The organism is Cryobacterium sp. BB307 (assembly GCF_012274275.1).
Taxonomy (GTDB): Bacteria; Actinomycetota; Actinomycetes; order Actinomycetales; family Microbacteriaceae; genus Terrimesophilobacter.
Genome location: NZ_JAANZA010000001.1, coordinates 121,415 through 144,967, shown reverse-complemented (window position 1 = coordinate 144,967; position 23,553 = coordinate 121,415). Strand labels below are relative to the sequence as shown.

Here is a 23,553-nt window from a genome sequence, read left to right as displayed (position 1 = left end):
CGAGGCGGCGTCATTCCCGGTGCTTTCCCGCATGGTCGACGAAGGCTGGCAGGGACTCAGCGTCGTGTATGTCGCACCACTCAAGGCGCTCCTGAACAACCTGCTTCCGCGGCTAGAGCAATACACGGCTTGGCTCGGCCGCCGGGTTGCCCTCTGGCACGGTGACATTGGCGACAGCGCCCGGCGCGCGATTCTCAGTGAGCCGCCAGACATCCTCCTCACCACCCCCGAGTCGCTCGAAGCGATGCTTGTGTCCAGGCGCGTCGACCATCGGTTGTTCTTTCGTGGTCTTCGCGTTGTTGTCGCCGACGAGATCCACTCTTTCGCTGCAGGGGATCGCGGATGGCACCTCGTCGCCGTGCTCGAGCGCATCCAGCGACTCGCCGAGCACCGAGTGCAGCGCATTGGGCTATCTGCCACCCTCGGGAACCCCGAGGAGGTGCTTGCCTGGTACCAGGGGTCAAATGCAACGGAGGGGGTTCGAGGCGAAGTCGTCTCAGCAGGTGACCCCCTGGTGGCCCCGGACCTTCGCCTGGACTACGTCGGTTCGATCGAGAATGCCGCGGTCGTGATCGCTGCGTTACATCCTGGCGAGAAGCGGCTGGCCTTCTGCGAGTCTCGAGCACAGGCCGAACAACTCGCCTTCTCGCTTCGGGGACAGGGACTGACGACATTCATCTCCCACTCTTCGCTGTCTCTCGATGAGCGGCGCCAGAGCGAGCGGGCATTCGCGGAGGCGCGGGATTGCGTTATCGTGTCGACGTCAACGCTCGAACTCGGCATCGACATCGGCGACCTCGATCGGATGATTCAGATCGACTCGCCACGGTCCGTCGGTTCGTTCCTGCAGAGGCTCGGTAGGACCGGACGTCGGGCGGGGACGTCCCGCAACGCTCTGTTTCTTGCCACCGAGCATGAAACCTTCCTGCGCGCTGCGGGCCTGCTCCAACTCTGGAGTACTGGCTTCGTAGAACCGGTCACGCCGCCGCCAGCTCCGCGCCACATCGCTGCCCAGCAGTTCCTTGCCCTCGCTCTTCAGGAGGGGCGCTTCGCGCGAGCGACGTGGCAGCAGTGGTGGGCGGGTAGTCCCGTCATGGCCGACGGGGATCTTATACTCGACTACTTGGTGGAGGCTGCATTTCTCGCCGAAGACGGCGGATGGCTCTTCATCGGCCCTGCGGCCGAGCGAACGTTCGGCGGCAGGAACTTCCTCGAGTTACTCAGCACCTTCATCACCGACCTGGAGCTCGTGGTCGTTCACGGAAGGAAGGAGATCGGCTCGGTGTCTCCGATCTCTCTGAATGCGGAGGTGATCCGTGGGTCCAAGCTGCTGCTCCTCGCCGGGCGCCCTTGGCGGGTGCAGGATGTTGACTGGCTGCGGCGGAGGGTAGAGGTGGAGCCGGACGAGAGTCGCGGCAAAGTACGTTGGTCATCCGAACCGCTGCCCGAGTCATTTGAGATGGTGCGTGCGCGACGGGATGTGTTGCTCGGCGCTGACCCGCCCGCCCAACTTACTCAGCGCGCACGTACCGCGCTCGAGACGGTACGGGCTGCATGGGAGACCCGAGTGGACCAGCTTGGGATGGTCCTCGAGCGAGGGGAACAAGGCGTGACCCTTTGGAGTATGGCTGGCCTGCGAGGGCATGAAACCCTCGCCGCCGCGCTCCCGATCGATTTCGAGGCGCGCTGCACCAACGAGGCGATCCGCTTCTCGAACCGATTTTCCATCGAAGTGTTCCGGGCGGCCGAAGTCAGCGAAGCACTGCCGTTTATCGCGCCCGAGGCAGTCGACGGGCTCAAGTTTTCGGCGGCGCTACCGCTGGACGTCGCGCGCGCGACGCTATCGGAACGGTTCGCAGATAGGGAGCACGCGGCGGAGGTCGCTGGAGGGCATGTCGTTGTGGTCGCGACCACAGTGGCGGGCGACGGGTGACAATCTGCAGTCGGCGGAGAAACAGGGAAGTTGAGACAGGCGGGTGACCAGCGGCTGCCCTGGCTCTATCACGAAGGCTAACTGACTGCGGAAGCAGCGATCTCGGTTGCTGTGCTTCCGCCTCCGGACGCCCGCTGGCGGACTGTGCGAAGCGCATCAAGCCAGTTGCCGTATACGTTTCGGATGGACGCGCCGGATGGCCGACGATTACCCTGGTCTGTTTCTGTGCGCGCCCATAGCTCGTAATTTGCGAAACTCAGGCTCGTGGAACTGACCTCTGCGTACTCGCAGAAGTCCACAAGGGCATTCTCGTAGTCGCTTTCCTTGAACTGTACGAGCCCCTTGCTCCGGCCCCTATTGGCAGTCGCAATACCCATTGCCAGCATGGCTTGATTCCACCCGCCAAACCTCTTGATGATGGTTTGGTGCGTCGGTGGCCACGGCGTTGCCCCCTTCTCTGAAACCAAGCCGAGCGCCTCGATTAGCTCAAGCCTTAGTTCCCCGTAGCGGGCGCCGGTGATGGTGATCGCGGGATGCTCAGCAGCGTATCGCTGCGCTGCACCGATGAGTCCGAGAATCGTTGCTACGTCTCGGTCGCTAACTGTGGCGTCTTCAAGAACGGGTCGAAGATCACTGACCACATCCTCATCGAGGTGCATTGCTGCCCACATGTAGTCCGGGGCGAGCGACAGTTCGGATGCCAGCAGGTACCAGAGACCCGCCATCAATGCCGCATCGGAGAACCGGTTGTCAGCCGTCGCCCTGTCGAAGATGATCTTCGAACTGGCCAGTGCATCATCGGCTACCTGGTCGACTATTTCCGGAAACAGTGCCTTCAGCCTGGCAATCGTCTCGGGCCTGGAGAACCCGCGATGGGCCAACGAGGTCGCGGCAACTTCGAAGCGCCCGAGAAACTCTTGACGGGCTGCGGACTCAGCAGACTCCTTCGCAGCTCGGCGCTTTTCGCGGGACTGCTCGGCAGCGGGGCCGCCAAGGGCTCTCACAATTTGTCGAACACGTTCGCGGGTCATGCCATTGTCAGCCGCGATCGCCTCAAGGGTCTCTCCATCGGCGTAGCGCTCAAGCATGCGCTGGTCACGCTTCGCTCTTAGGTCTTTCATAGACACCTCACGGGTTCAGGATCAGCGTGTCATCGGTATGCCGATCGACTTGCCGGCGACGGATGTCGCCAGCCAGCTTCTTCCCCTGGGCGTCCCACACGATGGAGAAGGTTGCCGGACGGCCAGCCAAGTACCTCCGGCCGTCACTGTCGGAGATCAACACCAATGTAGCGGGGAGCACTGACATCCTGGCCGCTCGAGACGGGTACCTATGAGTCGTAGAAGACCTTGCCCCCCAGGGCATTCCGCACTATGTGGGCTGCGGTATTCAGGTCAGCCTCCGATGCCGCGTGGTTGCCGTCCGAGACGAGTCGCACCACCCATCCATTTCCACTGATGAAGACGTGCGGACATTCCACACGGAAGTAGGCATTCATCAGGTCAGGGAGGTTCTCGGCCCAATCCTCTTCGATGAAGATGTGGGCATGCAGCAATTTCTTCGATGCTGCTTGGCCAAGAGAGCTCAATCGTACGAATGCGAACGTATCGTCTTCGAGACCAGCAAGAATGTAGTCGTCAACCTCGTCGATCTCCGGAGCTTCGGGCGGTTGAGCGTGGAACTGGAATCCCGCCTCGGTGAGCTGCGCGAGCAGCGCTGCAGCAGAGGGGTACTCGGACTCGAACCACTCCGGTTCCGGGATGGGTCGCTCCACGATGACCCGACCTTCGCCGATCGCCCGAATGATCGAATCGGCAATCTTGGGAGGAATCTCCGAGTCGCCTTGGACTTGGCGAAGCCGAACTCCCCATGTCTCTGCTGCGACAAATAGCACGCTTCGCGCGTCGGCATCGTGTTCCGCGCTGACTCTCGCTATCGCGCGGTCGGCGACGGCTGGGTCCCAGGTTTCCACGTCGAGGGTGTATGCACCTATCGGATCGCCCGAGAACGGGGACGAGCAATACGAAACGCCCTGCGTGCAATCTCGTCCATCGAAGGTGCCCGGGATGCGCATGCCCGGAGAATCAAGCAATGCCGCTTCCTCTAGGGTCTCGTAGATCTCCTGTGCGCTCTGCCGTCGCGAGGTTACTGTCTCGATTCCACTGAAGCGGCGCATTTCGGCATCGTCTGGATGCAGCTTCCCGACAACTTCGCGCCACGGTTGTGTGAGCATGTCGTAGTCGGCTTGGGTGAATCCCCCCGCAACGATGAAATCGCGAACGATTAGGGCATGGGCGGCACACTGAGCCATGTACAGCATGGAGTGGGCGTCTTTGAGTTGTCGCTCATCCGGTTGGGCGCTGCCTCGTAGGGCTACGTACCAAGCGGGTGAGGTTGCCTGCGGCCCGAATGCATCCAAGGCCAGGTTCCACGCGGCGTGACGGTCAGTTCGGTCCAGTGTCCAAAGCGCGACCCGATGCGACGATTCCCTCTCGTGATTGCTTGTGTTGTGCGTCCGAAATGTCGCAGCCTCGTCGGGCTTCATTGAGTCGAAACGCTTGAGCATCTCATTGAGGTGAAGCACGTATGGCTCCATATGCATCTCCTAGAGTTTCGGATGCGAGTAACGACGGTCAGGTTGACGTGGCCCCCTTGCTGTTGGACTCATTGTGGCAGTCGGCAGGCGCGATCCCGCGTAGCGTGACCCGGATTGGGGCGGTGTCGGCGACCCCGGGACTGGGCGTCGAAGCTGGTCGGACACCGTATCGCGACGGCGCCTGCTGGCGGCTCAACTCTCCGGCTGCTCGGCCCGCGTCAACAGTTGGAAGAACTCCACGTTGACGAAAAGACGTTCGCGACCGACACGGATGTCGGTGAGCACACCTGCGTCGACCAAGGCGTTGAGCCAGCTGGTTGCCGTGGGTCGAGAAACTCTACAGGAGGCCATGACGTCCGCGATTCGGCAGTAGGGCTTCTCAAACAATACGGCTAAGAGGTCCGCATTCGCGCCGCCTTTAGTCAGTCCGCGGACACGTTCCGTTGTCGTTGACTGCAGTGCACTGATCGCGTCAATCTTGTTGACCGTCGACTCCGCGGTTTGCCTCAAGCCCTCAAGCATGAACAGTATCCACTCTTCCCACGTGCCACTTGTTGTGACGTCAAGGAGAAGGCGGTAGTACTCGGCGCGATTTCGAATAATGAATCGGGACAGGTACAAGATGGGCTGCCTGAGCAATCCGGCCTCAATCAGCAAGAGGATGTTCAGGATCCGCCCGGTCCGCCCGTTTCCGTCCGTGAATGGATGAATGGCTTCAAACTGATAATGGGCAATCGCCATCACAACGAGAGGATCCAGGTCGCCGTGCGAATGGATGAACTTCTCCCAGTTCGCCATTTTGTCGACAATGACAGCTTCTCCGGAGGGTGGGGTGTAGATGGCTGCCTGCGTTACAGGGTTGCCAATGTACGTCCCGGGTAGGCGTCGGATCGGCATCTCTCGGGAGTGAATGATCGAGCACACCTCGATGGCCGTGTTCGTTGAAATCGGGCGAGAACGAATGCTTTCCATGCCTCGAAACAACGCAGTCCGATACCGCAACGTCTCCTTCGTTTCCGGGCTGCGCGCGGCGTTCTCATCGTTCGCGAACTTGAATAGGTCATCTGCCGTAGTGACGATGTTCTCGACTTCGGAGCTTGCCTGCGCTTCGAGCAGCGGAAGGGTATTGATCAGTATTGTCGGGTTTGGAATCCGTTGCGATGCTTGATCCAGCGCCGAGAGCGCGGAGCGGGCCTCGATCGTGGCCTTCAACACCTTGCGCGTTTCTATTTCTACCGCCGGCGGAACCGGCGGCAGCTCGTTGTAGGGCTTGTTCGCGGTCCACGTCATATGCCAACTGTATTTGCATGTCAGGACAACATGTAAAGAAAACGCCGAAAACTTTCTACGTCTGCCTGATCTGCGAAGTTTCTTGGTACGTCGCATAAGGCTCGACAGAACCGGCGGATGCGTTGCAGCTGCGATCGGGGAGGATGGTTGAAATGGGTGGGCGACCGCCGCACTGTCGGCGCTCCCTGCCAGAATGAACCCAACACGCGCACCGGGGGAACAGTTCGATGTCCGCTCTAGCCAAGACGCACGAGCTGCGGCCGTTGGTCGACGGCGACCCGACATGGCGCCTCCTGCGAGCGGATAACGCGCCGATCATCGTCGCACTACTCAGCACGCACCTCGCGGGCGACAACCGCCGACTGCTGGCCGCCGAGCTGTACGAGCGAATCGACCACGACCTCGACGCGCTCCGGGCCCACGGCTTCGATCTTCCTCAGACCGCACAGAGCTATTGCGCGGAGTGGCGCAAGGCCGGATTCCTCGTTCGGCGGCCGGCAGAGGAAGCTCGCGGGGAGACCTTCGAGCTTGCACCTGGTGCCCTTGGCGCCATCCGGTTCCTCGACCAACTCGCCTCACCGCGGCAGACGGTCACCGAATCGCGGCTATCGAGCATCGCCACCCAGCTGAGCCAGCTCGCCATCGACACGGATCCGGATGCCACCCGCAGGCTCGAGCACCTGCACGCCCAACGCGATCGCATCGACGAACAGATCGAACGGCTGCGGTCCGGCGACGTTGATGCCCTCGATCCCGATCGTGCCGCTGAGCGAGTGCGCGACATCCTCGCGCAGGCAGAAGAACTGCCGACCGACTTCGCCAGAGTCCGCGCACGTTTCGAGGAGCTCAACCGCGACCTGCGTGCGCGCATCGTGGAATCGGATGCGTCGCAGCGCGCCGTCCTCGACGAAGTGTTCCGCGGCGTCGACCTCATCGCCGAGTCCGACGAGGGGCGCAGCTTCTCCGGCTTCTCGGCACTGGTGCTCGATCCGGCAGTCGGCGCCGCGTTCGACGACGACATCGACCGCGTGCTCGACCGAGAATTCGCGGGCGCCCTGAACCCGGCGGAACGACGTTTCCTTCGCCGGTTCATCAGCACGCTGAAGGACCACAGCGGCGAAATTCATGACGTGATCACCGCATTCGCGCGAGGACTCCGCCGATACGTGCAATCCCAGGACTACCAGCACGACCGCGTGATGCGGGAGATGCTGCGCGAAGCGCTTGGACTCGGCGTCGAGGCATCCCGTCACGTCCAGCCGTACAGCCCGACCACGCTGCACCTGGAACTCTCGGCCGTCGCACTGAGCAGCGCAGGCGCTCTTCGACTGCACGACCCCAGCGAACTGACCGCAACCACGCCCATCGTGCGTCACCAGCAGGAGCCGGTCGACCTTGAGGCATTGCGTGTACTCGCGCGTGCAACCGAGATCGACTTCGCCGAACTCACCGGAGCGGTCAACGACCTGCTTGCGCGCGTCGACACGTGCACCGTCGCGGATGTCTTGAAGCAGCACCCGGCATCTCAAGGAGTTGCGAGCGTTGTCGGCCTGCTCACGCTCGCCGCGCACCAAGGCACAGTCACCGATGATGTTGAAACCGTGCACTGGCGCGGAATCGACGGTCATCAGCGGGCAGCAATCATCCGGACCCACCGTTTCACCGGGAGAGTGCAATGAGTGAAGAACCAGCCGACGAGACACCCGCCACCGCTCTATGGAAGGGCGACACCGGCGTTCTTCCGGAGCAATCGCGGCGCGCGCTGCTCGAACTGATCAAGGGCCCGTACCTCTCCGGTGCCAAGTCGTCGACACAGTGGTCGGCTCTGCTCGCCGACGAGAGCGCGATCCGCTCTCGCCTGCACGAGTTGTTCCTCGAACTCGAGATCGACAGGTTCGGCGAGTTCGCGTTCGTGCGCAACATCACAACCGACGAGATCGCCGCACCGAGCACGGTACGCACGCATCCGCTTAGCTTCCTCGACACGGCGATGCTGCTCGTGCTGCGACAGCTGCTGGTCACCCGGGAAGGCGACGGCAGGGTCATCGTCGGCCAGGAAGAGGTATTCGAGCAGTTGCGGGTGTACCGCACCGCCGACCGTGATGAACATGACTTCGATCGGCGTCTCAACTCGTCGTGGAACACCATGAAGAACAAGCTGCGGGTGATCCACCAGGCCGGTACGGAAGATCGCGCCGAAATATCGCCGGTGCTTCGTCTCATCGTCGACGCCGAACAAGTGAGCCAGATCAGCGCCGAGTATCGGCGGATCGCGGTTGAAGGCGGTGGCCCGACGCGCATTGTCGAGGAGACCGACGACGGCACGGTGGAGGAGTTGACAGCATGACTCTTCTCGAGATGCCCGGGCTCGGCGCCGACGGCGAAACATCGGATGCCACCAATTCGCACATCGGACAGTGGCGGCTCAGCCGCGTCGAGGTGCTCAACTGGGGCACCTTCGACGGCCACTACCAGATCGACGTCGCCCGCAAGGGGCACCTCTTCACCGGGGCATCCGGCTCCGGCAAGTCTTCCCTGCTCGACGCCATCGCCACGGTGCTCACTCCCGATCGCTGGCTCCGCTTCAACGCCGCGGCGCAGGAATCATCTGCCCGCAACGACGACAGAAGTCTGGTCAGTTACGTTCGCGGCGCATGGAGCAAGGAAGCCGACGAGCACCTGGACCGAGCGGTGAGCACCTACCTTCGCAAAGGGGCGACCTGGAGCGGCATCCTGCTGCGCTACGACAACGATCGCGACGCGCCGGTCACCCTCGCTCGCCTCTTCCACCTGAAGGGCGCAAGTGTCGACCGGGGCGACCTGAAAGACGCGTGCTTCATCGACCGCAGCGAAGTCGGCCTGCTCGACTTTAGCGAGTACGTGTCATCCGGCATCGAAGCGCGACGCATCAAGGCAGCGTGGCCGGATGCTGTGGTCACCACCAACGGATCCCACGCGCCGTTCTACGCGAAGCTTCAAAGGCTCCTCGGCATCAGCACGCAGAACGCATTGCACCTCCTGCACAAGACCCAGTCGGCGAAGAACCTCGGCAGCCTCGACCAGCTGTTCCGCTCGTTCATGCTCGACGAGCCCACCACCTTCGCGCGCGCGAAGAACGCGGTCGAGCAGTTCGGGGAGCTGCGCGACGCGCACCATCACGTCGTCGAACTGCGCCGACAGGCCGAGCACCTGCAGCAGTTGGAACTCTCGATCGCCGACTACGAGCGAGCGTTCGCCGAGGCTGAGGAAGCCGATCGGCTCGGTGCGCTCATTGAGCCGTTCCAGCATCGGCTGACCATGCGGTTGTCGGAGGAAGAGCGAGCGCTGCTTCGCGCTGAGCAGGCCCAGGCAGAGGAAGCATCGAGGCGCGCGGAGGCCGCTCGAACCGATGCCGAGGAGCGCCGGGATGCCGCATCCCGGCGCGCGATGCAGCTCGGCGGAGCCGACGCTGTCACCCTGCGTGCCCGGGTTCAGGATGCGATCACCGCGGCTGACGACAGGGCTAAAAGTTGGCAGCGGTTCGCCAAGGAGCTCCTTGGCGCCGGAATCTCCACGCCGCCCGAGACGGCCGAGCAGTTCGGCGAGCTCAGTGAGACCTCGCGTCGCGAACTGGAGCGGCCGGCGCCGGCACCTGAGCACGACTCCGAGGACCACCAGCAGTACTTCACCTCCCGCGACGAACTGCGGAAGATCGACCAGGAACTGACGGAGCTCAGGCAGCGCAAGAGCAACCTGCCCGCGCCGCTGCTGGTCGCCAGACGGCAGCTCGCGGCCGAGCTCGGCGTGAACGAGAACGCGCTGCCCTTCGCGGGTGAACTCATTGAAGTGCTACCGGAGTTCGCAGAGTGGAGCGGAGCAATCGAGCGGGTTCTCTACCCGCTGGCCAGCGCACTGCTGGTGCGGGACGAGTACCTGCCCGAGGTGCGGCGGCTCGTTGAACGGCGCACCCTGGGCGCGCGGCTGGTGTTCGAAGCGGTGCCGATTGTCGCCGACCCACCGCGGGCGGCAAGGTCCGATCGGTCCCTACTCCATCGCATCCGGGTCACAGCCGGCGGTTTCCATGACTGGTTGCAGACGCGCATCGCCTCTGAGTTCGACTACGCGTGCGTCGATCATCCCGACGAGCTCGACGGTGTTGAGCGCGGTGTCACCATCGGCGGGCAGGTCAAGAAGTCCGCCCGCAGGTACGAGAAGAACGACCGCTACGCCATTGACAACCGAACCAAATGGATTCTCGGCGCCGACAACGAAGCGAAAATCGAACTGCTGCTGGAGCAACGCAGGGTGGCAGAGCGGCGGCAAACGGATGCGAAGGCGAGACTCGACCAGGCAGAGGAAGAGCGCAGGACGATCGAACGCCGCCGGACCGTGCTCGAGAACATCGTGCGCTACGAGTGGTCAGAGCTCGACCGCGCTACCGCCGATGAGCTCGTGCGCACGCGGCAGCGTCAACTCGATGAACTCACCGAAGGAAATGTCGAACTGCATGGCGCGCTGGCTGCCGAACGTGAGGCGGTCGAGCGATTGCGGGAAGCGGATGCTGCGGCTCGGCAGGCCAGCCTGCACCTGGGCACCATCGAGGCGCGGCTGAAAGAGGTTGACGCCGTCATCGACGCACTGTCGAAACGCAACGACGATGACGCTCTGACCGATGCCGACGCGCTCGTTCTGGAGGCCAGGTACCGTGCGGTGCAGCGCAAGATCGACCGCCAAAGCGTCGGGGACGTGAGCCGCAAAGTGGCGGAGGCGCTGCACCGCGAATCGACTGCCGCCCAGACCGCACTGCGGGCCGCGGAATCGGCTTTCGCCAAGGGCGCGATCGGCTTCGCCGGGCAGTGGCCGGCAGCATCAGCAGACCTCACCACCTCCATCGAAGACCGGGCCGGTTACCGGGCGCTGCTCGCGGACATCCAGGCGCGCGGGTTGCCGGAGCACGAGGGCAACTTCCTGCGACTCCTGCGTGACAAGTCACGCGACCTGATCGGTCACCTGCTGTCCGACATCCGTGACGCGCCGAAGCAGGTGGCCGACCGGATCGACCCGGTGAACGCGTCACTGGGGCGGTCGCGGTTCGATGTCGAGCGGTACCTGCGCATCGAGGTGAAGACACGCAGGGCGCCAGAGGTGAACGAGTTCATGAGCGACCTGAAGACTGTCGTCGACGGTGCTTGGGACGACGAGGATCTGGCCTCGGCTGAGGCGCGCTTCGCGGTGCTCAACCGCGTGATGACCCGGCTCGGTTCTAGCGAGAACGCCGACCTGGCGTGGCGACGCCGATGCCTCGACACGCGTGAGCACGTGACGTTCATGGCGCACGAGGTGGATCTCTCTGGGCGGGTGGTGAACGTGCACGATTCGAGCGCTGGGCTCTCCGGCGGCCAGCGGCAGAAGCTGGTGATCTTCTGCCTCGCCGCTGCGCTGCGCTACCAGCTCGCAGCCGACGAGGATGACGTGCCGTCGTACGCGACGATCATCCTCGATGAGGCGTTCGACAAGGCGGACAGCCGATACACGCGGATGGCAATGGACGTGTTCGTCGAGTTTGGATTCCACATGATCCTTGCCACACCGGAGAAGCTGCTGCAGACCATCGAACCCTACGTCGGGGCAGTCTCGTCGATCACCAATCCGACCCGGGGCGAATCGAGGGTGGCCACGCTCATGTTCCAGGACGGCGCTGGCGAGGCGTGATGGCGGCATCCCGGAGCATGGTGACGGTCGCGGATGCGCGGGCGCGTGCCCGAAAGCTGGTCGAGCGCGAACAACGGCAGTGGGCGGCAGAAGGCGGCGACGGGGTCCGGCTCGACCTGGTGCTGCACCCGCCAACAGAGCGAGATGCGCAAGCGGATGTCGGTGGCGCGATCGCTTGGACGCGTTCGTGGCGGGAAGTTGCCACCACCGACCCGCTTGCAAAGGTGGGCTGGGCCGATCGGAACTGGCCGAGTGTTGGGCGGCAGAGCGTTCCGGAGCGTTGCACCCTGCTGGGCGCGGATGCCATAGCCACGTTCGCCGGGGCATCCGTCGCGCGCGAATGGCGAACCCTTCGAGATCGGGCCGGGCGGCTGCGGGACGTCTTTGCCGCGGGCGTACCGGCTACCGGTCTTGCGCCTGCGGTTCGCGCGCACGGCCGGACGCTGCAGACACTCGCAGAGCGCGATTTCGAGACGCTCATCGACGTTGTGTCCTGGCTGGCGGCCAACCCCGCATCCGGATCGCGCATCCGTCAGCTGCCCATCCGCGGCATCGACACCAAATGGCTCGAACGACACCGCGCGATCGTCGAAACCCTGCATGCCGCGATTACTGGGAGTGCGTCACTTGGTCTGGTCGGCGCACCGCCGCTCGTTCGCGTTCGATTCTTGGATTTGAGCTTGCGGCCAGGCGGGCTATGCGATGTCACGGCACCGGTGGAGGAACTCGCGGCTGTTCAGATCGCCGCATCGACCGTGTTCGTCTTTGAGAACCTCGATACCGTGCTCGCCATGCCGGAACTGCCTGGCGCGGTCGTTGTGCACGGCGGCGGGTACGCGGCGCGTCAGCTCGGTCAGATTCCGTGGATCCAGTCGGGGCGCGTCATCTACTGGGGCGATCTCGACTCGGACGGCTTCGCGATCCTGAACGCTGTGCGCTCGGGATGCTCGAATGTCACCAGCGTGCTCATGGACGAAGCGACGCTCTACGCCTACCGCGACCTCTGGGTTCCCGAGACCAAGCCGGCGGCCGGGAGCTACCCGCTCTTGACGGCGCTCGAGCAGGCGGCCCTTGACGCGATCCGCGCCGAAGGCAATGTGCGGCTCGAGCAGGAACGGGTCGAGTGGAAGCATGCACTCGGGATTCTTACGGCGATGGCCCATGCCACGCAGGCGCCCGTTTGAAGTCTGCGCGAAAGCATCCTGACGGGTCGCAAACGGTCCTTCCTGTATTGCCAGAGGGCGCTTTCTGACCCCTTGCGGCCTGCAGAGCGATTGGGCTGATCACCTCATGCCCCGCGAACACGGGATGGCGGGGCGAACATAGGTGTGTGATTCTCGCTTCCAATGTGGAATAACACTCAAACGTCGACAGAACTGCGATTCTGCGCGCACTCGCTCGAAGTCGACACCTGCGTGAAGTGCGTGTTTGGCGACGCCGATCCGTCCGAAGTGTGGCTTTCAAGCTACAGCGGAGCATCCGTCTTCCACGCCACGGATGATTGCTCCCTTCTTATCGGCGGCAAGCAGAAACAAGGCACGCTGCAGAACCCCGACGTGCTCGTGTCGCGGGAGTATGCGTTGTCGCGCCGCCTGCCGAGGTGTTCCGAGTGTTACGCGGCAACAGGACCGCGCACCTGGACCTCTACTGAGATCGCGATTCACAACCGCCGTGTCGACTACAAACTGCAAATCGCACTCCACGCGACGCCCCTCGACAACGTTGCGCAGATCGCGAGTGACAAGGCGCTCCATTCGTGGCGTAGCGAAGATCGTTCCGCGCTTCCGGCTGTTGACATCTCATCGCCGCAACAACGAGCTGCCCGCGCTCGTATAGTGGACGGCACGTCGTCAACCGTCGATGAGTATGTGCCATTCGCGTTGACTCCACGCTCAGAGTTCTGGCGATCCATCGTCGATCCGCCGGAGGAGCCCGAACCTGTGACACCTGTCGCGACCGAGTTCGCGATCCTGGTCAGCGACTACGAGACGCTGCGGCGGAAAGCGGACATCGTCATCACCTCCGGTGATGCGGGGAGCCATAACGCACTATTCGCGACAAGCGCGGATGCGCTCCATCAGCTCTTGTCAGAGCGCGCCGGTGGGAATGGAGACTGGCCGCTTGAGAAGTCCGAGCTCCTGGTCCGAGGATTCGTGCCCACTTTGCGAATACAGCAGATCGTCGTAAGCGATCACGCGAAACGGCAGCAGGTTGAGGCGTTGTTCAGCGACAGGGATAAGCCGCCGGTGGTGAGCGTTCTCCCCAAGTGGTTTGGGATGTGACGGCTGGCCTGTTGCCGAACTCGACGGCGGCCGGCTCGCACTACGGCCGCTGCGACCCCTCCATCACCTGCCGCACCTCGACCGCGGACTCCACCGCCTCGGCGACGCGACCCGCCAGCTCGAGCGCGCGCGTCTCATCCGGAACGGTCACCACCCAGAACCGGGCGAGCGGCTTGGTGGTGCCGCTGAACGTGCCGGCGTGCAGCCCGCCGTGCCGGTCGACGAGTGTCGCCTTCGAGCCGAACTCGAGCACTTCGGAGTAGACCAGTTCCCCGGTCTGCGCGATCTCGTCGTCGAACTGTGCCATGAACGCGGTCACCCGCTCGATCCAGCCGGGCGACTTCTCGCGCAGGTCCGCCTCATCGCCGAACACCATGATCATGAACTTCATCGTCACTCCTCGCCCGGATGCCGCGGCCCACGTCGTTCAACTGTGACAGGTCATCCGCCCGAAGGGTAGGGCTGCCGCGCCCACGCGTCCTCCGCCGACTGCCGACCTTGCACGCGGGTGTGTCTGCCGCGGTCGTCGTCACCCGAAGGCTCCGCACTTTAAGAGTTCTGACAGGTCCGTCGGTAGTTTTCGAGGCATGTTGCCTGTTCGCCGCCACCATCTGACATCGTTCCTCGCCGTAGCCTTGACGCTGACCGGTTCTCTCATCCTTTCGGGCTGCGCGAGCGATGCGGCGACGCCGCCCACGGGGCAGGACAGCACAGGCGATGCGGCTGCGTCCGAGGCGGAGACGAATGCCTCGGGCTCGGGCTCCACGAACGCCGGCGGGGCGACCGCGACCGCCGCGGTTGACGCGAAAACGTTCACCTTCGCTCCGACGCTCTGCGCGATCGATGCAGATGATGTGCTCGTGCGAGGACCTGGCAAAGACGACAGCACCGGGGAACCGGTCTTCCTCGACATCGACTTGACGAACCTCTCCGACGCGGCCTTCGGAGGCGTTCGCATCGAGCTCGGCACCGACCAGCCGTTCGACACCTCCGATGAGTTCTTCGTGGCACACATCACGGAGGATGAGGACTTCTCCCTAGACGCGCGAGCCGGAAACCCCAGCTCAATGGACTTCAGCGCCGACTTCCGTCACGCGACGGGCACCTCCGCCGGTCACGGCGCCGTCGAAGTCCGCTGCGGCTGATTCCGGCACTCACCCGCTCCCCTACGAAAGGATCCTTCTCGCATGCGCGCACGACTGTGGAATCGCAACCTCCTTATCGGCGCCGTCGTCGTCGCCTTCGCATTGACTGGGTGTGCAAGCGACGCACCCGCGCCCGCTGACCCGCCTCCCGCCGCGGCGGAGGCAGACAAAACGTCCGACGAGAATGCGAGCAGCGATGACTCGGCGGAACGACCCGCGGGCGGCGATGTGACCATCCGCACGGGCGCACGGGCGGCCAGCACGGAATTCCCGTTCCCCGTTCCCGAGGACTGGGAAGAGCTGGAACCCTTCACCGCGGGCAAGATCGGGAAGGATGCCTCGATGTCGGCGAGCTATCGCTTCCCCGGCGACGCCCGGTCGGCCGCCGACCTATACATGGCGCTCCTCAACGAGGCCGGGTTCCCCACCGACAACTACCCGCTCGGCGAGGTGGTCAACGACGCCTCGCTCCTCGGCAAGGGGTACGTCAACGGGCAGGCGTACGCGGGAATCATCAACTTCGCGACCATCCACGACGGCACGCAACGGGCGGTTATCAACCTCGTCGAGGACGACTGACTGGGTGGCCCAGGGATAAGTCTTCTGACACTCGCACGACGGCCGCCGTCTGCCTCGAGCACGAGCTCGTCGAGCGGAACGGCCGCAGGCTATGGTCATGGAAGGTGTGAGCATTCTTAACGCGAAGGGGCGTCTCGCGATCTCCACGTTCGGAGCAGCGCGACGGGGGAGGTATGCGCAATGCCGGGTGCGACGATGCACGACGGGACCGTAGCGGCAGCCGTGCTCGCATAACTGCCGCTCGCGCTCGGTGACGCCGCCGCTGCGGCGCACGCGGAGCGTTGCGCTGGACTCCTCGACGCATTGGGGGGCGAGGCATCCGTCGTGCGCGTCAAGCTGCTCGCCGCGCGCGCGATCGCGCTGAGCCAGACGACGCTGCCGGGCGCCGCCGAGTGCGCGGCCACGGCCACCGCGATGGCGCGGGCAATCGATCACGACGTCGCCGTCGCATACGCTCTCGCAGCGAGCTGGATCGCAGAGCCGGTATCGCCGCAGAACGACCGGCGGCTCGACGGCGCGCGCCAGATCCTGCGGATCGCGTACGACAACTCCGAAGACGCACTCGCGCCGGTGGGCTACCTCATGCTGCTGACCGCGCTTCTCGAGCAAGGAGACATCCGAGCACTCGATCTGGAGCTCACCGGGCGCAGTGACACAGGCCGACGATTCCCAGGCATCCATGAGAGCGAGCCCGCCGCCTGGTTCCGTGCGCTTCGGGCGATCCTCGACGGCGACCTGGCACTCGCCGAGCAGCTTGTCGACGAGCAGCGGACGATCTCGCAGGTGAAACCGGGGTCGGATGCGGTCGCGGTCCACACGTCGCAGGTGGCGATCATCCGCTGGATGCAGGGGCGGATCGGCGAGTGCGAAGATGCGCTGCTCGCCGCTCGAAGGGACGACCCAGAACGGCCGCTGTGGGCGGCCGGGTTGGCGTGGCTTTGGCTGCGGCAGGGACGTCGCGCTGCGGCAGGAGACCTGTTCTGGTCGCTGCGCGATCTAGACGGCATCCCGACAGACCGCTACTGGCTCTCCACCCTCATGATCATGGGCCAGCTCGCGATCGAGCTGGGCTCCCGAACCTTCGCGGCCGACATCTACGAGCGCTTGCGGCCTTTCAGAGATCGGATTGTGCCGCTCGGATTCGGGACGGCGTTCTTGGGTACGACCGCGCGCACGCTCGGGCTCCTCGCCGAGAAACTCGGCCGCCATGGCGAGGCACGCTCCCACCGCGAGCGGGCGGTCGAGCTCGCCCGCCGGATCGGCGCCCATGCGTGGCTTACCGAGGCGCAGATCGAGCTCGCCGAGTTCTCACAGAGGCATGGCTTCGACGACATCCCGGCCAGTGATCTCCTGGCCGAGGCGATCGCCACCAGCACTGCGCGCGGCTTCCGCGAGCTCAGGCAACGCGCCGCGCAGCAACCGACGATCCGCGTGATGGGGCGTTTCGAGGTGGTCTCGGCCGATGGGGTCCGCGCCGAATGGACGTCGCGCAAGGCCCGTGAGCTTCTGAAGATGCTCGTCGCGGCGCGCGGGGTGGCCGTCTCGCGAGAAGTTCTCATGGATGCGCTGTGGCCGGGTGTCGCCCCTGCTCGGCTCAGCAACCGCTTCTCAGTGGCGGTCAACGCTGTCCGGCGCGCTCTCGATCCGCACCGTCATCTGCCGCGCCAGCAGTACGTGGTGACTGAGGGTGATTCCGTCCGACTCAACATCGCGAACCTCGACATCGATATGGAGCGGTTTCACGAGCTCGTGGAGCGAGCGGATGCCGAGAGTTGCCGCGAGGCGGAGGAGCTGTACGACCAGGGCCTGTTCACGGACGAACCGTATGCGGACTGGGCGATCGCTGCCCGTGGCCGCATCGAAGGAATATGGTTCGACCGCGCGGCGATAGGTTGACTGCCAGACTGAGAAGCACCATGTCGACCATCCTCAACATCATCTGGCTGATCTTCTCGGGCTTCTGGCTCTGGCTCGGCTACATGTTCGCCGCGCTGCTGATGTTCGTCCTCATCATCACCATCCCGTGGGGCATCGCCTCCGCGCGCGTCGGCATGTACGCGCTGTGGCCGTTCGGCCGCCGGGTCGTACAACGCTCGGACGCCGGCGCCTGGTCGTTCCTCGGCAACGTCGTCTGGGTGCTGCTCGCCGGCATCTGGCTCGCCATCGGGCACATCGTCAGCGGCTTCCTCCTGTGCGTCACCATCATCGGGATCCCGCTCGGCATCGCGAACTTCAAGATGGTGCCGGTCTCGCTCGCCCCGCTCGGCAAAGAGATCGTGCCGGCCTGAGTGCGGCTGGCTACGATCGCAGCATGCCGTACCTGTCGGACGAAACGCGCGCCGCACTTGAGCGAGTGGTCGCCGGTGATTCCGGGGCGGTTCCGGATGCGTTGACGCGGCTCCGCGACATCCGGTCGGCTCTAGATGCGCTGGAGGAGGACCCGGCGACGCTGACCGCGGTACGCGACGCCGTCGCATCCGGAAGCTCGTGGGATGACATCGCATCCGCCGCCGGCCTCAAGCCCGCCGCTGCCAAGTGGCGCTGGCAGGGAAGTGACGAGGAGATCGCCGCCCGTCACGAGGCGGGACGCAAGCGCGCCGCGCGGCCGAGCAGCGTGCCGACCGACCTGCCGGGGATGTCGGTCAGCGAGGCGGCGAAGAAGCTTGGGGTGACGCCGCAGGCGATCTACCTGCAGGTCAGCCGCGGCACGCTGCGCGCCGAGACGGTCGAGCTGGGCGACGGGCGCAAGTACAAGCGGGTGTTCCCGGACGACTGACGGGTCTCGACAGGCTCGACCACCGGTATCGGCAGGCCCGCCCCGTTGTGCAGGACATTCCTTGTTGTGCAGGACATTCGGGTCTTCAGCAACGCATCCATTGGGATCCCGGCCCGAAAGCAATCGAATGTCCTGCACAACAGGGGTGGCGACATCCGCAAACGAGGGTTCCCTGACGACTAGTCGCAAACGCCAAGGGCGCTCACGGCTCGCGCGCGTAGCGTCCGCCGCATGCGAACCAAGTACCCCGTCATCGTTGTCGGCGCAGGATTCGCCGGCGTTGAAACCGCCACCCGACTGTCCCGCCGCGGCGTGCGGGTGCTGCTGATCGACCGCAACAGCTACCACCAGTTCCAGCCGCTGCTTTACCAGGTCGCCACCGCGCAGCTGGGGGTCTCGGATGTCGCCCGTCCGCTGCGCTCGATCACCCGCAAGCGGCGCTGGGTCACCGTGCTGCACGCCGACGTCACCGCGATTGACGCGAAGGCCCGCACTGTCACCACCGCCGACGGTGACATCTTCACCGCGCGGGTGCTGGTGGTCGCATCCGGAGCCGAGCCGAACTTCTTCAGCACCCCCGGCGCCGAGGAGAACGCCTACCCGCTCTACTCGGTGAAGGACGCCATCAACTTCGGCGCGCGGATGGTGGAACTGCTCGAGGATGCCCACCGCGAACCGCAGAGCGGAGACCTCCACGCGGTGATTGTCGGCGGCGGACCGACCGGCGTGGAAACCGCCGGCGCCCTCGCCGAGACCTTCAAGTACGTGGTGCCGGAGTACTTCTCGCCCGACTTGGCGGCTCGCTGCCATGTGCACCTCGTGGACATGGTGCCCAACCTGCTGAGCGCGTTCGCCGAGCCGAACCAGAAGTACGCGGAGAAACGGCTGCGCAAGGTCGACGTCGACCTGCGACTCGGCGTCGGCGTGACCGAGGTCAGCCCGGTGGGGGTCACCCTCGCCGACGAGACCACTATCCCGAGCGGGCTGGTCGTGTGGGCGGGCGGGCTGAAGGCGGGGCCGATCATCCAGGCATCCGGATTGCCGCAGGGTCGCGGTGGCCGAGTCGACGTCGGCATGGACCTGAGCGTGCCGGGCTTCCCTGGCGTCTACGTGCTCGGCGACTCGGCCAACATGATCGATGCGCACGGCAACGCGCTGCCGCAACTGGGTTCGGTGGCGAAGCAATCCGGGATCTGGGCCGCGCAGAACATCATCGCCGACCTGAAGGGGCAGCCGCGGCAGCCGTTCCGCTACCTCGACAAGGGCTTCATGGCGATGGTCGGGCGCGGTGCGGCCGTCGCCGAGCTCGGCCGGCGTCGGTTCCGGATGCAGGGCTTCCCGGCGTTCATCGCCTGGCTCGCGGTGCACGTGGCGCTGCTGTCCGGATGGTGGCAGAAGGTGCGCGCCATTCTCACCTGGGTGCAGGACTACCTCTCCAACGAGCGCTCGCAGGTGTTCATCGGCACAGACCGGCGGTAGTAGCACCGGTGGTTGAGGGATCAGCCGCAGGCCGATCGTCTCGAAACCACGCTGCGCGGTGCAGGTTTCGAGACGATCGCTTCGCGATCCCTCAAACCAGCGGCTGCCGGCTCCGCCTCGCTCGCGCGGAGGGTAGCTCGCAAGACCGGATGGTACGATCGGGACATGAGTGGGACATCGGCAATGCGTGTGGGAGATCGCGGTCGGTTGGTGCTTCCAGCGGATCTCCGTCAGCGACGCAATTGGACGGAAGGCACCACCTTGGTCGCTATTGAGAGCGAACACGGTGTCGTCCTAACCGAGCGAGACGAACTGGAAAAGCTGGTTCGTGACCAACTCGCGGGCAAGGACGTCGTGAAGGAGCTCATCGAAGAAAGACGTCGTGCGGCAGCCACCGAAGACCAGTCGTGAACGTATTCGATGCGTCCGCGCTCCTCGCATACCTCCGTGGCGAACCGGGGCACGATGTTGTGCGTGCGGCCTTGGAAGCGGGCGGCAGTTGCGGTGCTGCGAACTGGTCCGAGGTCGCCCAGAAAGTGATCGCGGCTGGCGGTGACTGGCAACTCGCTCGTGCTCTGCTCACCAGTTTTCAGTTACGCGTTGAACCGGTCACCGCAGAGGACGCTGAGCAGGCTGCCGCCGATTGGCGGCGGGGGGCCGGGCTGTCGCTGGCCGATCGCCTGTGCCTGGCGCTCACCGAAAGGTTGGGTGGCACCGCACTGACGGCCGACGGTCAATGGGAGCGGCACCCGCGTGCCCAGTTGATCCGCTGACTGCCGCTAGCCTCAACGCATGAAGACCGCCGCCCGCCAGACCGTGCTCATCACCGGTGCAGGCATGGGCATGGGGCGGCTCTATGCGCAGCGAGCCGCGAGTGAGGGCGCGGCAACGGTCGTCCTCTGGGACATCAACCCGGATGCCCTCGCCGGGACCCGTGAGATGCTCGCGGCATCCGGAACCGGAACCACCGTCATCGAACAGGTCGTCGATGTGTCGAAGCTCGACCAGATCGAGCATGCAGCGGCCGAACTCGCGGCTCGAGATGCGCATCCGGACATCATCATCAACAACGCCGGAGTCGTGCGCAGCGGCTGGTTCTGGGAGCAGGACCCGCAGCGCGACACCGAGTTCACCATGTCGATCAATTCGCTCGCGCCGATGCAGGTGACGCGCGCGTTCCTGCCGGGGATGATCGAGCGTGGGCGCGAGGCGCGGATCCTGAATGTGGCGTCGGCGGCGGGGACGCTGTCGAATCCGCGGATGGCGGTCTACGCCGGATCCAAGTGGGCGGTCATCGGCTGGAGCGACTCGGTGCGGCTCGAGCTGGTGAAGGCCGGGCATGGACACGTGAAGGTGACGACGTTCGCGCCGAGCTACATCGACACCGGTATGTTCTCCGGCGCGCGCGGCCCGGTGCTGACGCCGATCATGAAGCCGGAATTCGCGGTCGACCGGGCGTGGCGGGCGATGCTCGCGGGCAAGCCGCTGCTGTACCTGCCGTGGTCGGTGAACCTGTCCAAGCTGCTGCGGGGCATCCTGCCGACCCGGGCCTGGGACACCATCGGCGGCAGGTGGTTCGGCGTGTACCGGTCGATGGACGAGTTCCGCGGCCGGGGCGGCTAGCGCCGTCCACTCCTTCAGAGGGGCAGCTCCATGATCGGTATCCACACTCTCGGCTGTCCGAAGGCGCGCGTGTCGGCGGTCAGGCAGACAGTCGCCGCATGGAAATCGAATCGCCACCGGCTCTCGACATACTGACCCCGTTCTTCGCGGAGCGCCTCGAGGGAGAGAGCGACGCCGTGCGCAAGCGGATGCTTGCAGTGCATGAACGCTTCGGGTTTTGCCTGCTCAAGGACATCTACGAGCACGGTACCGAGGAGCTCCATGCGGTGCTGACGCTCGAGCGAATACTCGAACCTCGCTACTCCGTGCTCCACATCGTCGGTGCTGCCAGCGTGCTGTGGGGGCTCGTCGCCTTCCTGCTCGACGACTGGAAGCAGATCGACACGCTCACCCGGATTGAACAGCTGCGTTTCGCAGGCCAGTTGCGTGACCGCATCGTCTACGGGGGGATGGTGTGCGTTGAATGCGAGGGCCACCAATTGGGTCATATTCAGGAGCTGCTGGTTGCGGGCAGGCGAGAGTTGAAGGAACAGGAGCGCGAGCGTCGGGAAAGACGTCGCGCTGCCCGCGGAGGTGCGGGTGGTCGCCGGGACCAGCGGGGTCGTGGCTAGGCGCGGCGTCGGCGCCCGACAGCCAGTGCGACCGCGGCCACCGCCCCGAGGGCGAAGCCGGCGCGCGCGAGGGGCGAACGCCATCCGCCCGTCAGCTGGTTGGACGCGGGGTCCGGCTCAAACACCGTGCCCGGCGACATCGGCACCGACCCGCCGCGCAGCCCGAGCCAATGCCACATCGCCGTGATCACCCGCGAGTATGTTCCGGGCGCGAGCTGCTGCAACCAGATCAGCGAGCCCTGCACCGAGCCCACAACCGTCACCGGCTGCGGCCGCTTCGACAGCCTCACGATCGCCCGCGCCACCCGCAGCGGTGACGCGATCGGCGGAATCGGCTTCACGACCTGCCCCGTCGCATTCGCCGCATGCTGATGGATCGGGGTATCGATCGTCGCCGGCAGCACCATGCATAGTGAGATGCCGGTGCTGCGCAACTCGTGCATGAGCGACTGCGCGAAGCCGAACGTCGCGAACTTCGACGCTACATACGCCGACACGTAGGGAGCCGTGGTCTTCGAATACACCGATCCGATCAGAATGATGGTGCCTGAACCCACGCGACGCATGTGCGGCAGCACCGCGCGGACCCCATACACCTGGCCGAAGAAGTTCGTCTCCACCAACTGCCGGAACACCTCGCGCGGCAGCTGTTCCACCGACCCGAATGCGTAAACGGATGCGGCGCCCACCCACACGTCGATCCGCCCGAATTGGGCGACCGCCCGGTCAACCAGCGCTTGGACCTGGGTCTCGTCACTGACATCCGTGATCTTCGCGACCGCATTGCAGCCACGCTGAGTGCATTCAGCGACCACCGCGTCGAGTCCCTCCGGATCCCGCGCGGCGAGCACCAGTCGCACACCGCGCTCGGCGAACTCGTGCGCGGTCGCGCGCCCGATGCCGCTGGAGGCGCCGGTGATGACAACGACGTCAGCGGTTTTGGAAACCATCTGCCGCCTGAGTGGACTCGTCCGCCACGCGCACACCGTAGTGGTACGCGAGCATGCCGCCGAGCCATCCCGATACCGACAGCGCCAGCAGCGCAATGATCGACAGAACGAATCCGACGATGTTGAGCGCTTCGTAGTCATCGTCGAGGCGGATGAACCAGTTGATGATGAAGAGCACCAGCACGCCGACGTTGATGAGCATGTGGGTGAGTGCCATCTGATAGGCCCTTGTGCCACGCTGCAGCGTCAGAAAGTCCATCACCCCGAGAGCGGCCGCGACGATCGCGCCGATGATACCGATGCCTATCAGCCACACAGCGCCGCGCACGAACGCGTGCGGGTCGTCGCTGGTCAAGGCAGCGATATCGAAGATGAAGCTGGCCACCCAGGTCCCGATCGGAATCGTCACCATGAGCGGGTGGAACGGATGCCCATACGGTCCGGCTATCGGCGAAATAGGGCGCTTTGACCTCGCGTGCGGCGAGGAGTCGGTGCGTGCCACAGCGTGCTCCTTCCGTATTGGGAGCATCCGAGCTCGGGTGCTCGTGGAATCGTCACCATAGAGTCGAGTGCTTGTCACTGCCTGAGAGTTTGCGGA

The 23,553-nt window shown here is 64.8% G+C and carries 23 protein-coding genes and 1 riboswitch; of the genes, 16 read left to right on the top strand and 7 right to left on the bottom strand.

All coding sequences use genetic code 11. The features are described from left to right. Positions 1 to 112: 112 nt before the first annotated feature. On the bottom strand, positions 113 to 391 hold the full coding sequence (locus tag HGK58_RS13975; protein WP_349236086.1) for a hypothetical protein: 279 nt from the start codon (positions 389 to 391) through the stop codon (positions 113 to 115). Positions 392 to 439: 48 nt separating this feature from the next. Here HGK58_RS13975 and HGK58_RS00705 point away from each other — a divergent pair, with 48 nt between their 5' ends. Beyond that, positions 440 to 1,933, top strand: coding sequence for a helicase-related protein (locus HGK58_RS00705; protein ID WP_349236085.1), 1,494 nt, complete (start codon positions 440 to 442; stop codon positions 1,931 to 1,933). Between the two features lie 77 nt (positions 1,934 to 2,010). Here HGK58_RS00705 and HGK58_RS00700 read toward each other — a convergent pair whose 3' ends face one another. The 3 genes from HGK58_RS00700 to HGK58_RS00690 form a co-directional block, all read right to left on the bottom strand. Beyond that, a complete protein-coding gene (locus HGK58_RS00700; RefSeq protein WP_168625649.1) occupies positions 2,011 to 3,021 on the bottom strand; it encodes a hypothetical protein in 1,011 nt (336 codons plus the stop codon). A 75-nt stretch (positions 3,022 to 3,096) separates the two neighbouring features. Then, positions 3,097 to 3,209: riboswitch (SAM riboswitch) on the bottom strand. A 54-nt stretch (positions 3,210 to 3,263) separates the two neighbouring features. Beyond that, complete coding sequence (locus HGK58_RS00695; protein ID WP_168625648.1) at positions 3,264 to 4,529, bottom strand: hypothetical protein; 1,266 nt, start codon at positions 4,527 to 4,529, stop codon at positions 3,264 to 3,266. A gap of 192 nt (positions 4,530 to 4,721) precedes the next feature. Next, complete coding sequence (locus tag HGK58_RS00690; protein ID WP_168625647.1) at positions 4,722 to 5,819, bottom strand: Fic family protein; 1,098 nt, start codon at positions 5,817 to 5,819, stop codon at positions 4,722 to 4,724. A 227-nt stretch (positions 5,820 to 6,046) separates the two neighbouring features. Between HGK58_RS00690 and HGK58_RS00685 the strand changes: the two genes are divergently transcribed. The 5 genes from HGK58_RS00685 (at position 6,047) to HGK58_RS00665 (ending at position 13,792) form a co-directional block, all read left to right on the top strand. Then, complete coding sequence (locus tag HGK58_RS00685; protein ID WP_168625646.1) at positions 6,047 to 7,498, top strand: DUF3375 domain-containing protein; 1,452 nt, start codon at positions 6,047 to 6,049, stop codon at positions 7,496 to 7,498. Then, a complete protein-coding gene (locus HGK58_RS00680; protein WP_168625645.1) occupies positions 7,495 to 8,166 on the top strand; it encodes a DUF4194 domain-containing protein in 672 nt (223 codons plus the stop codon). Before HGK58_RS00685 ends, HGK58_RS00680 begins: the two co-directional genes overlap by 4 nt. Further along, positions 8,163 to 11,510, top strand: a complete 3,348-nt coding sequence (locus tag HGK58_RS00675; RefSeq protein ID WP_168625644.1) for an SbcC/MukB-like Walker B domain-containing protein — start codon at positions 8,163 to 8,165, stop codon at positions 11,508 to 11,510. The genes HGK58_RS00680 and HGK58_RS00675 overlap by 4 nt, the downstream gene beginning before the upstream one ends. Beyond that, complete coding sequence (locus tag HGK58_RS00670) at positions 11,510 to 12,694, top strand: Wadjet anti-phage system protein JetD domain-containing protein (RefSeq protein WP_168625643.1); 1,185 nt, start codon at positions 11,510 to 11,512, stop codon at positions 12,692 to 12,694. Before HGK58_RS00675 ends, HGK58_RS00670 begins: the two co-directional genes overlap by 1 nt. A gap of 162 nt (positions 12,695 to 12,856) precedes the next feature. Further along, positions 12,857 to 13,792, top strand: coding sequence for a DarT ssDNA thymidine ADP-ribosyltransferase family protein (locus HGK58_RS00665; RefSeq protein ID WP_168625642.1), 936 nt, complete (start codon positions 12,857 to 12,859; stop codon positions 13,790 to 13,792). Positions 13,793 to 13,832: 40 nt separating this feature from the next. Here the strand turns inward: HGK58_RS00665 and HGK58_RS00660 are convergent, their stop codons facing one another. Beyond that, positions 13,833 to 14,183: a YciI family protein gene (locus HGK58_RS00660; protein WP_168625641.1), complete on the bottom strand. Its 351-nt coding sequence runs from the start codon at positions 14,181 to 14,183 to the stop codon at positions 13,833 to 13,835. Positions 14,184 to 14,379: 196 nt separating this feature from the next. Between HGK58_RS00660 and HGK58_RS00655 the strand changes: the two genes are divergently transcribed. The 10 genes from HGK58_RS00655 (at position 14,380) to HGK58_RS00610 (ending at position 22,005) form a co-directional block, all read left to right on the top strand. Next, a complete protein-coding gene (locus tag HGK58_RS00655; protein ID WP_168625640.1) occupies positions 14,380 to 14,937 on the top strand; it encodes a hypothetical protein in 558 nt (185 codons plus the stop codon). A 42-nt stretch (positions 14,938 to 14,979) separates the two neighbouring features. Continuing rightward, complete coding sequence (locus tag HGK58_RS00650) at positions 14,980 to 15,516, top strand: hypothetical protein (RefSeq protein ID WP_168625639.1); 537 nt, start codon at positions 14,980 to 14,982, stop codon at positions 15,514 to 15,516. Between the two features lie 324 nt (positions 15,517 to 15,840). Then, positions 15,841 to 17,412 carry a winged helix-turn-helix domain-containing protein gene (locus HGK58_RS13970; protein ID WP_168625638.1) on the top strand — a complete coding sequence of 524 codons (1,572 nt, stop codon included), beginning with the start codon at positions 15,841 to 15,843 and terminating at the stop codon, positions 17,410 to 17,412. Positions 17,413 to 17,432: 20 nt separating this feature from the next. Continuing rightward, the gene (locus HGK58_RS00640; protein WP_168625637.1) at positions 17,433 to 17,804 is read left to right on the top strand and encodes a YccF domain-containing protein; all 372 of its coding nucleotides are present in this window, start codon (positions 17,433 to 17,435) and stop codon (positions 17,802 to 17,804) included. A gap of 23 nt (positions 17,805 to 17,827) precedes the next feature. Beyond that, positions 17,828 to 18,292, top strand: a complete 465-nt coding sequence (locus tag HGK58_RS00635) for a hypothetical protein (protein ID WP_168625636.1) — start codon at positions 17,828 to 17,830, stop codon at positions 18,290 to 18,292. Between the two features lie 231 nt (positions 18,293 to 18,523). Next, a complete protein-coding gene (locus tag HGK58_RS00630) occupies positions 18,524 to 19,771 on the top strand; it encodes an NAD(P)/FAD-dependent oxidoreductase (protein ID WP_168625635.1) in 1,248 nt (415 codons plus the stop codon). Between the two features lie 12 nt (positions 19,772 to 19,783). Continuing rightward, positions 19,784 to 20,182 carry an AbrB/MazE/SpoVT family DNA-binding domain-containing protein gene (locus tag HGK58_RS13580; RefSeq protein ID WP_210422565.1) on the top strand — a complete coding sequence of 133 codons (399 nt, stop codon included), beginning with the start codon at positions 19,784 to 19,786 and terminating at the stop codon, positions 20,180 to 20,182. After that, complete coding sequence (locus HGK58_RS00620) at positions 20,179 to 20,544, top strand: PIN domain-containing protein (protein ID WP_168625634.1); 366 nt, start codon at positions 20,179 to 20,181, stop codon at positions 20,542 to 20,544. Before HGK58_RS13580 ends, HGK58_RS00620 begins: the two co-directional genes overlap by 4 nt. Positions 20,545 to 20,563: 19 nt before the next feature. Then, entirely contained in the window at positions 20,564 to 21,394 is an 831-nt protein-coding gene (locus tag HGK58_RS00615; RefSeq protein WP_168625633.1) for an SDR family NAD(P)-dependent oxidoreductase, read from the top strand. Positions 21,395 to 21,492: 98 nt separating this feature from the next. Continuing rightward, positions 21,493 to 22,005, top strand: coding sequence for a hypothetical protein (locus tag HGK58_RS00610; protein WP_168625632.1), 513 nt, complete (start codon positions 21,493 to 21,495; stop codon positions 22,003 to 22,005). Here HGK58_RS00610 and HGK58_RS00605 read toward each other — a convergent pair. Both HGK58_RS00605 and HGK58_RS00600 read right to left on the bottom strand, forming a co-directional pair. Then, positions 22,002 to 22,955, bottom strand: coding sequence for an SDR family NAD(P)-dependent oxidoreductase (locus HGK58_RS00605; protein ID WP_168625631.1), 954 nt, complete (start codon positions 22,953 to 22,955; stop codon positions 22,002 to 22,004). The two genes, HGK58_RS00610 and HGK58_RS00605, sit on opposite strands and share 4 nt — an antisense overlap. Beyond that, positions 22,936 to 23,457, bottom strand: a complete 522-nt coding sequence (locus HGK58_RS00600; protein ID WP_349236084.1) for a DUF2231 domain-containing protein — start codon at positions 23,455 to 23,457, stop codon at positions 22,936 to 22,938. The genes HGK58_RS00605 and HGK58_RS00600 overlap by 20 nt, the downstream gene beginning before the upstream one ends. Between the last annotated feature and the right edge of the window lie 96 nt (positions 23,458 to 23,553).

Coding starts and splice junctions, on each gene's coding strand:
- HGK58_RS00670 (WP_168625643.1), top strand. CDS start 11,510: ATGGCGGCATCCCGGAGCATGGTGACGGTCGCGGATGCGCGGGCGCGT.
- HGK58_RS00690 (WP_168625647.1), bottom strand. CDS start 5,819: ATGACGTGGACCGCGAACAAGCCCTACAACGAGCTGCCGCCGGTTCCG.
- HGK58_RS00660 (WP_168625641.1), bottom strand. CDS start 14,183: ATGAAGTTCATGATCATGGTGTTCGGCGATGAGGCGGACCTGCGCGAG.
- HGK58_RS00635 (WP_168625636.1), top strand. CDS start 17,828: ATGCCGTACCTGTCGGACGAAACGCGCGCCGCACTTGAGCGAGTGGTC.
- HGK58_RS00700 (WP_168625649.1), bottom strand. CDS start 3,021: ATGCTTGAGCGCTACGCCGATGGAGAGACCCTTGAGGCGATCGCGGCT.
- HGK58_RS00650 (WP_168625639.1), top strand. CDS start 14,980: ATGCGCGCACGACTGTGGAATCGCAACCTCCTTATCGGCGCCGTCGTC.
- HGK58_RS00605 (WP_168625631.1), bottom strand. CDS start 22,955: ATGGTTTCCAAAACCGCTGACGTCGTTGTCATCACCGGCGCCTCCAGC.
- HGK58_RS00640 (WP_168625637.1), top strand. CDS start 17,433: ATGTCGACCATCCTCAACATCATCTGGCTGATCTTCTCGGGCTTCTGG.
- HGK58_RS00610 (WP_168625632.1), top strand. CDS start 21,493: ATGGAAATCGAATCGCCACCGGCTCTCGACATACTGACCCCGTTCTTC.
- HGK58_RS00680 (WP_168625645.1), top strand. CDS start 7,495: ATGAGTGAAGAACCAGCCGACGAGACACCCGCCACCGCTCTATGGAAG.
- HGK58_RS00655 (WP_168625640.1), top strand. CDS start 14,380: ATGTTGCCTGTTCGCCGCCACCATCTGACATCGTTCCTCGCCGTAGCC.
- HGK58_RS00630 (WP_168625635.1), top strand. CDS start 18,524: ATGCGAACCAAGTACCCCGTCATCGTTGTCGGCGCAGGATTCGCCGGC.
- HGK58_RS00685 (WP_168625646.1), top strand. CDS start 6,047: ATGTCCGCTCTAGCCAAGACGCACGAGCTGCGGCCGTTGGTCGACGGC.
- HGK58_RS00615 (WP_168625633.1), top strand. CDS start 20,564: ATGAAGACCGCCGCCCGCCAGACCGTGCTCATCACCGGTGCAGGCATG.
- HGK58_RS00665 (WP_168625642.1), top strand. CDS start 12,857: ATGTGGAATAACACTCAAACGTCGACAGAACTGCGATTCTGCGCGCAC.
- HGK58_RS00675 (WP_168625644.1), top strand. CDS start 8,163: ATGACTCTTCTCGAGATGCCCGGGCTCGGCGCCGACGGCGAAACATCG.
- HGK58_RS00695 (WP_168625648.1), bottom strand. CDS start 4,529: ATGGAGCCATACGTGCTTCACCTCAATGAGATGCTCAAGCGTTTCGAC.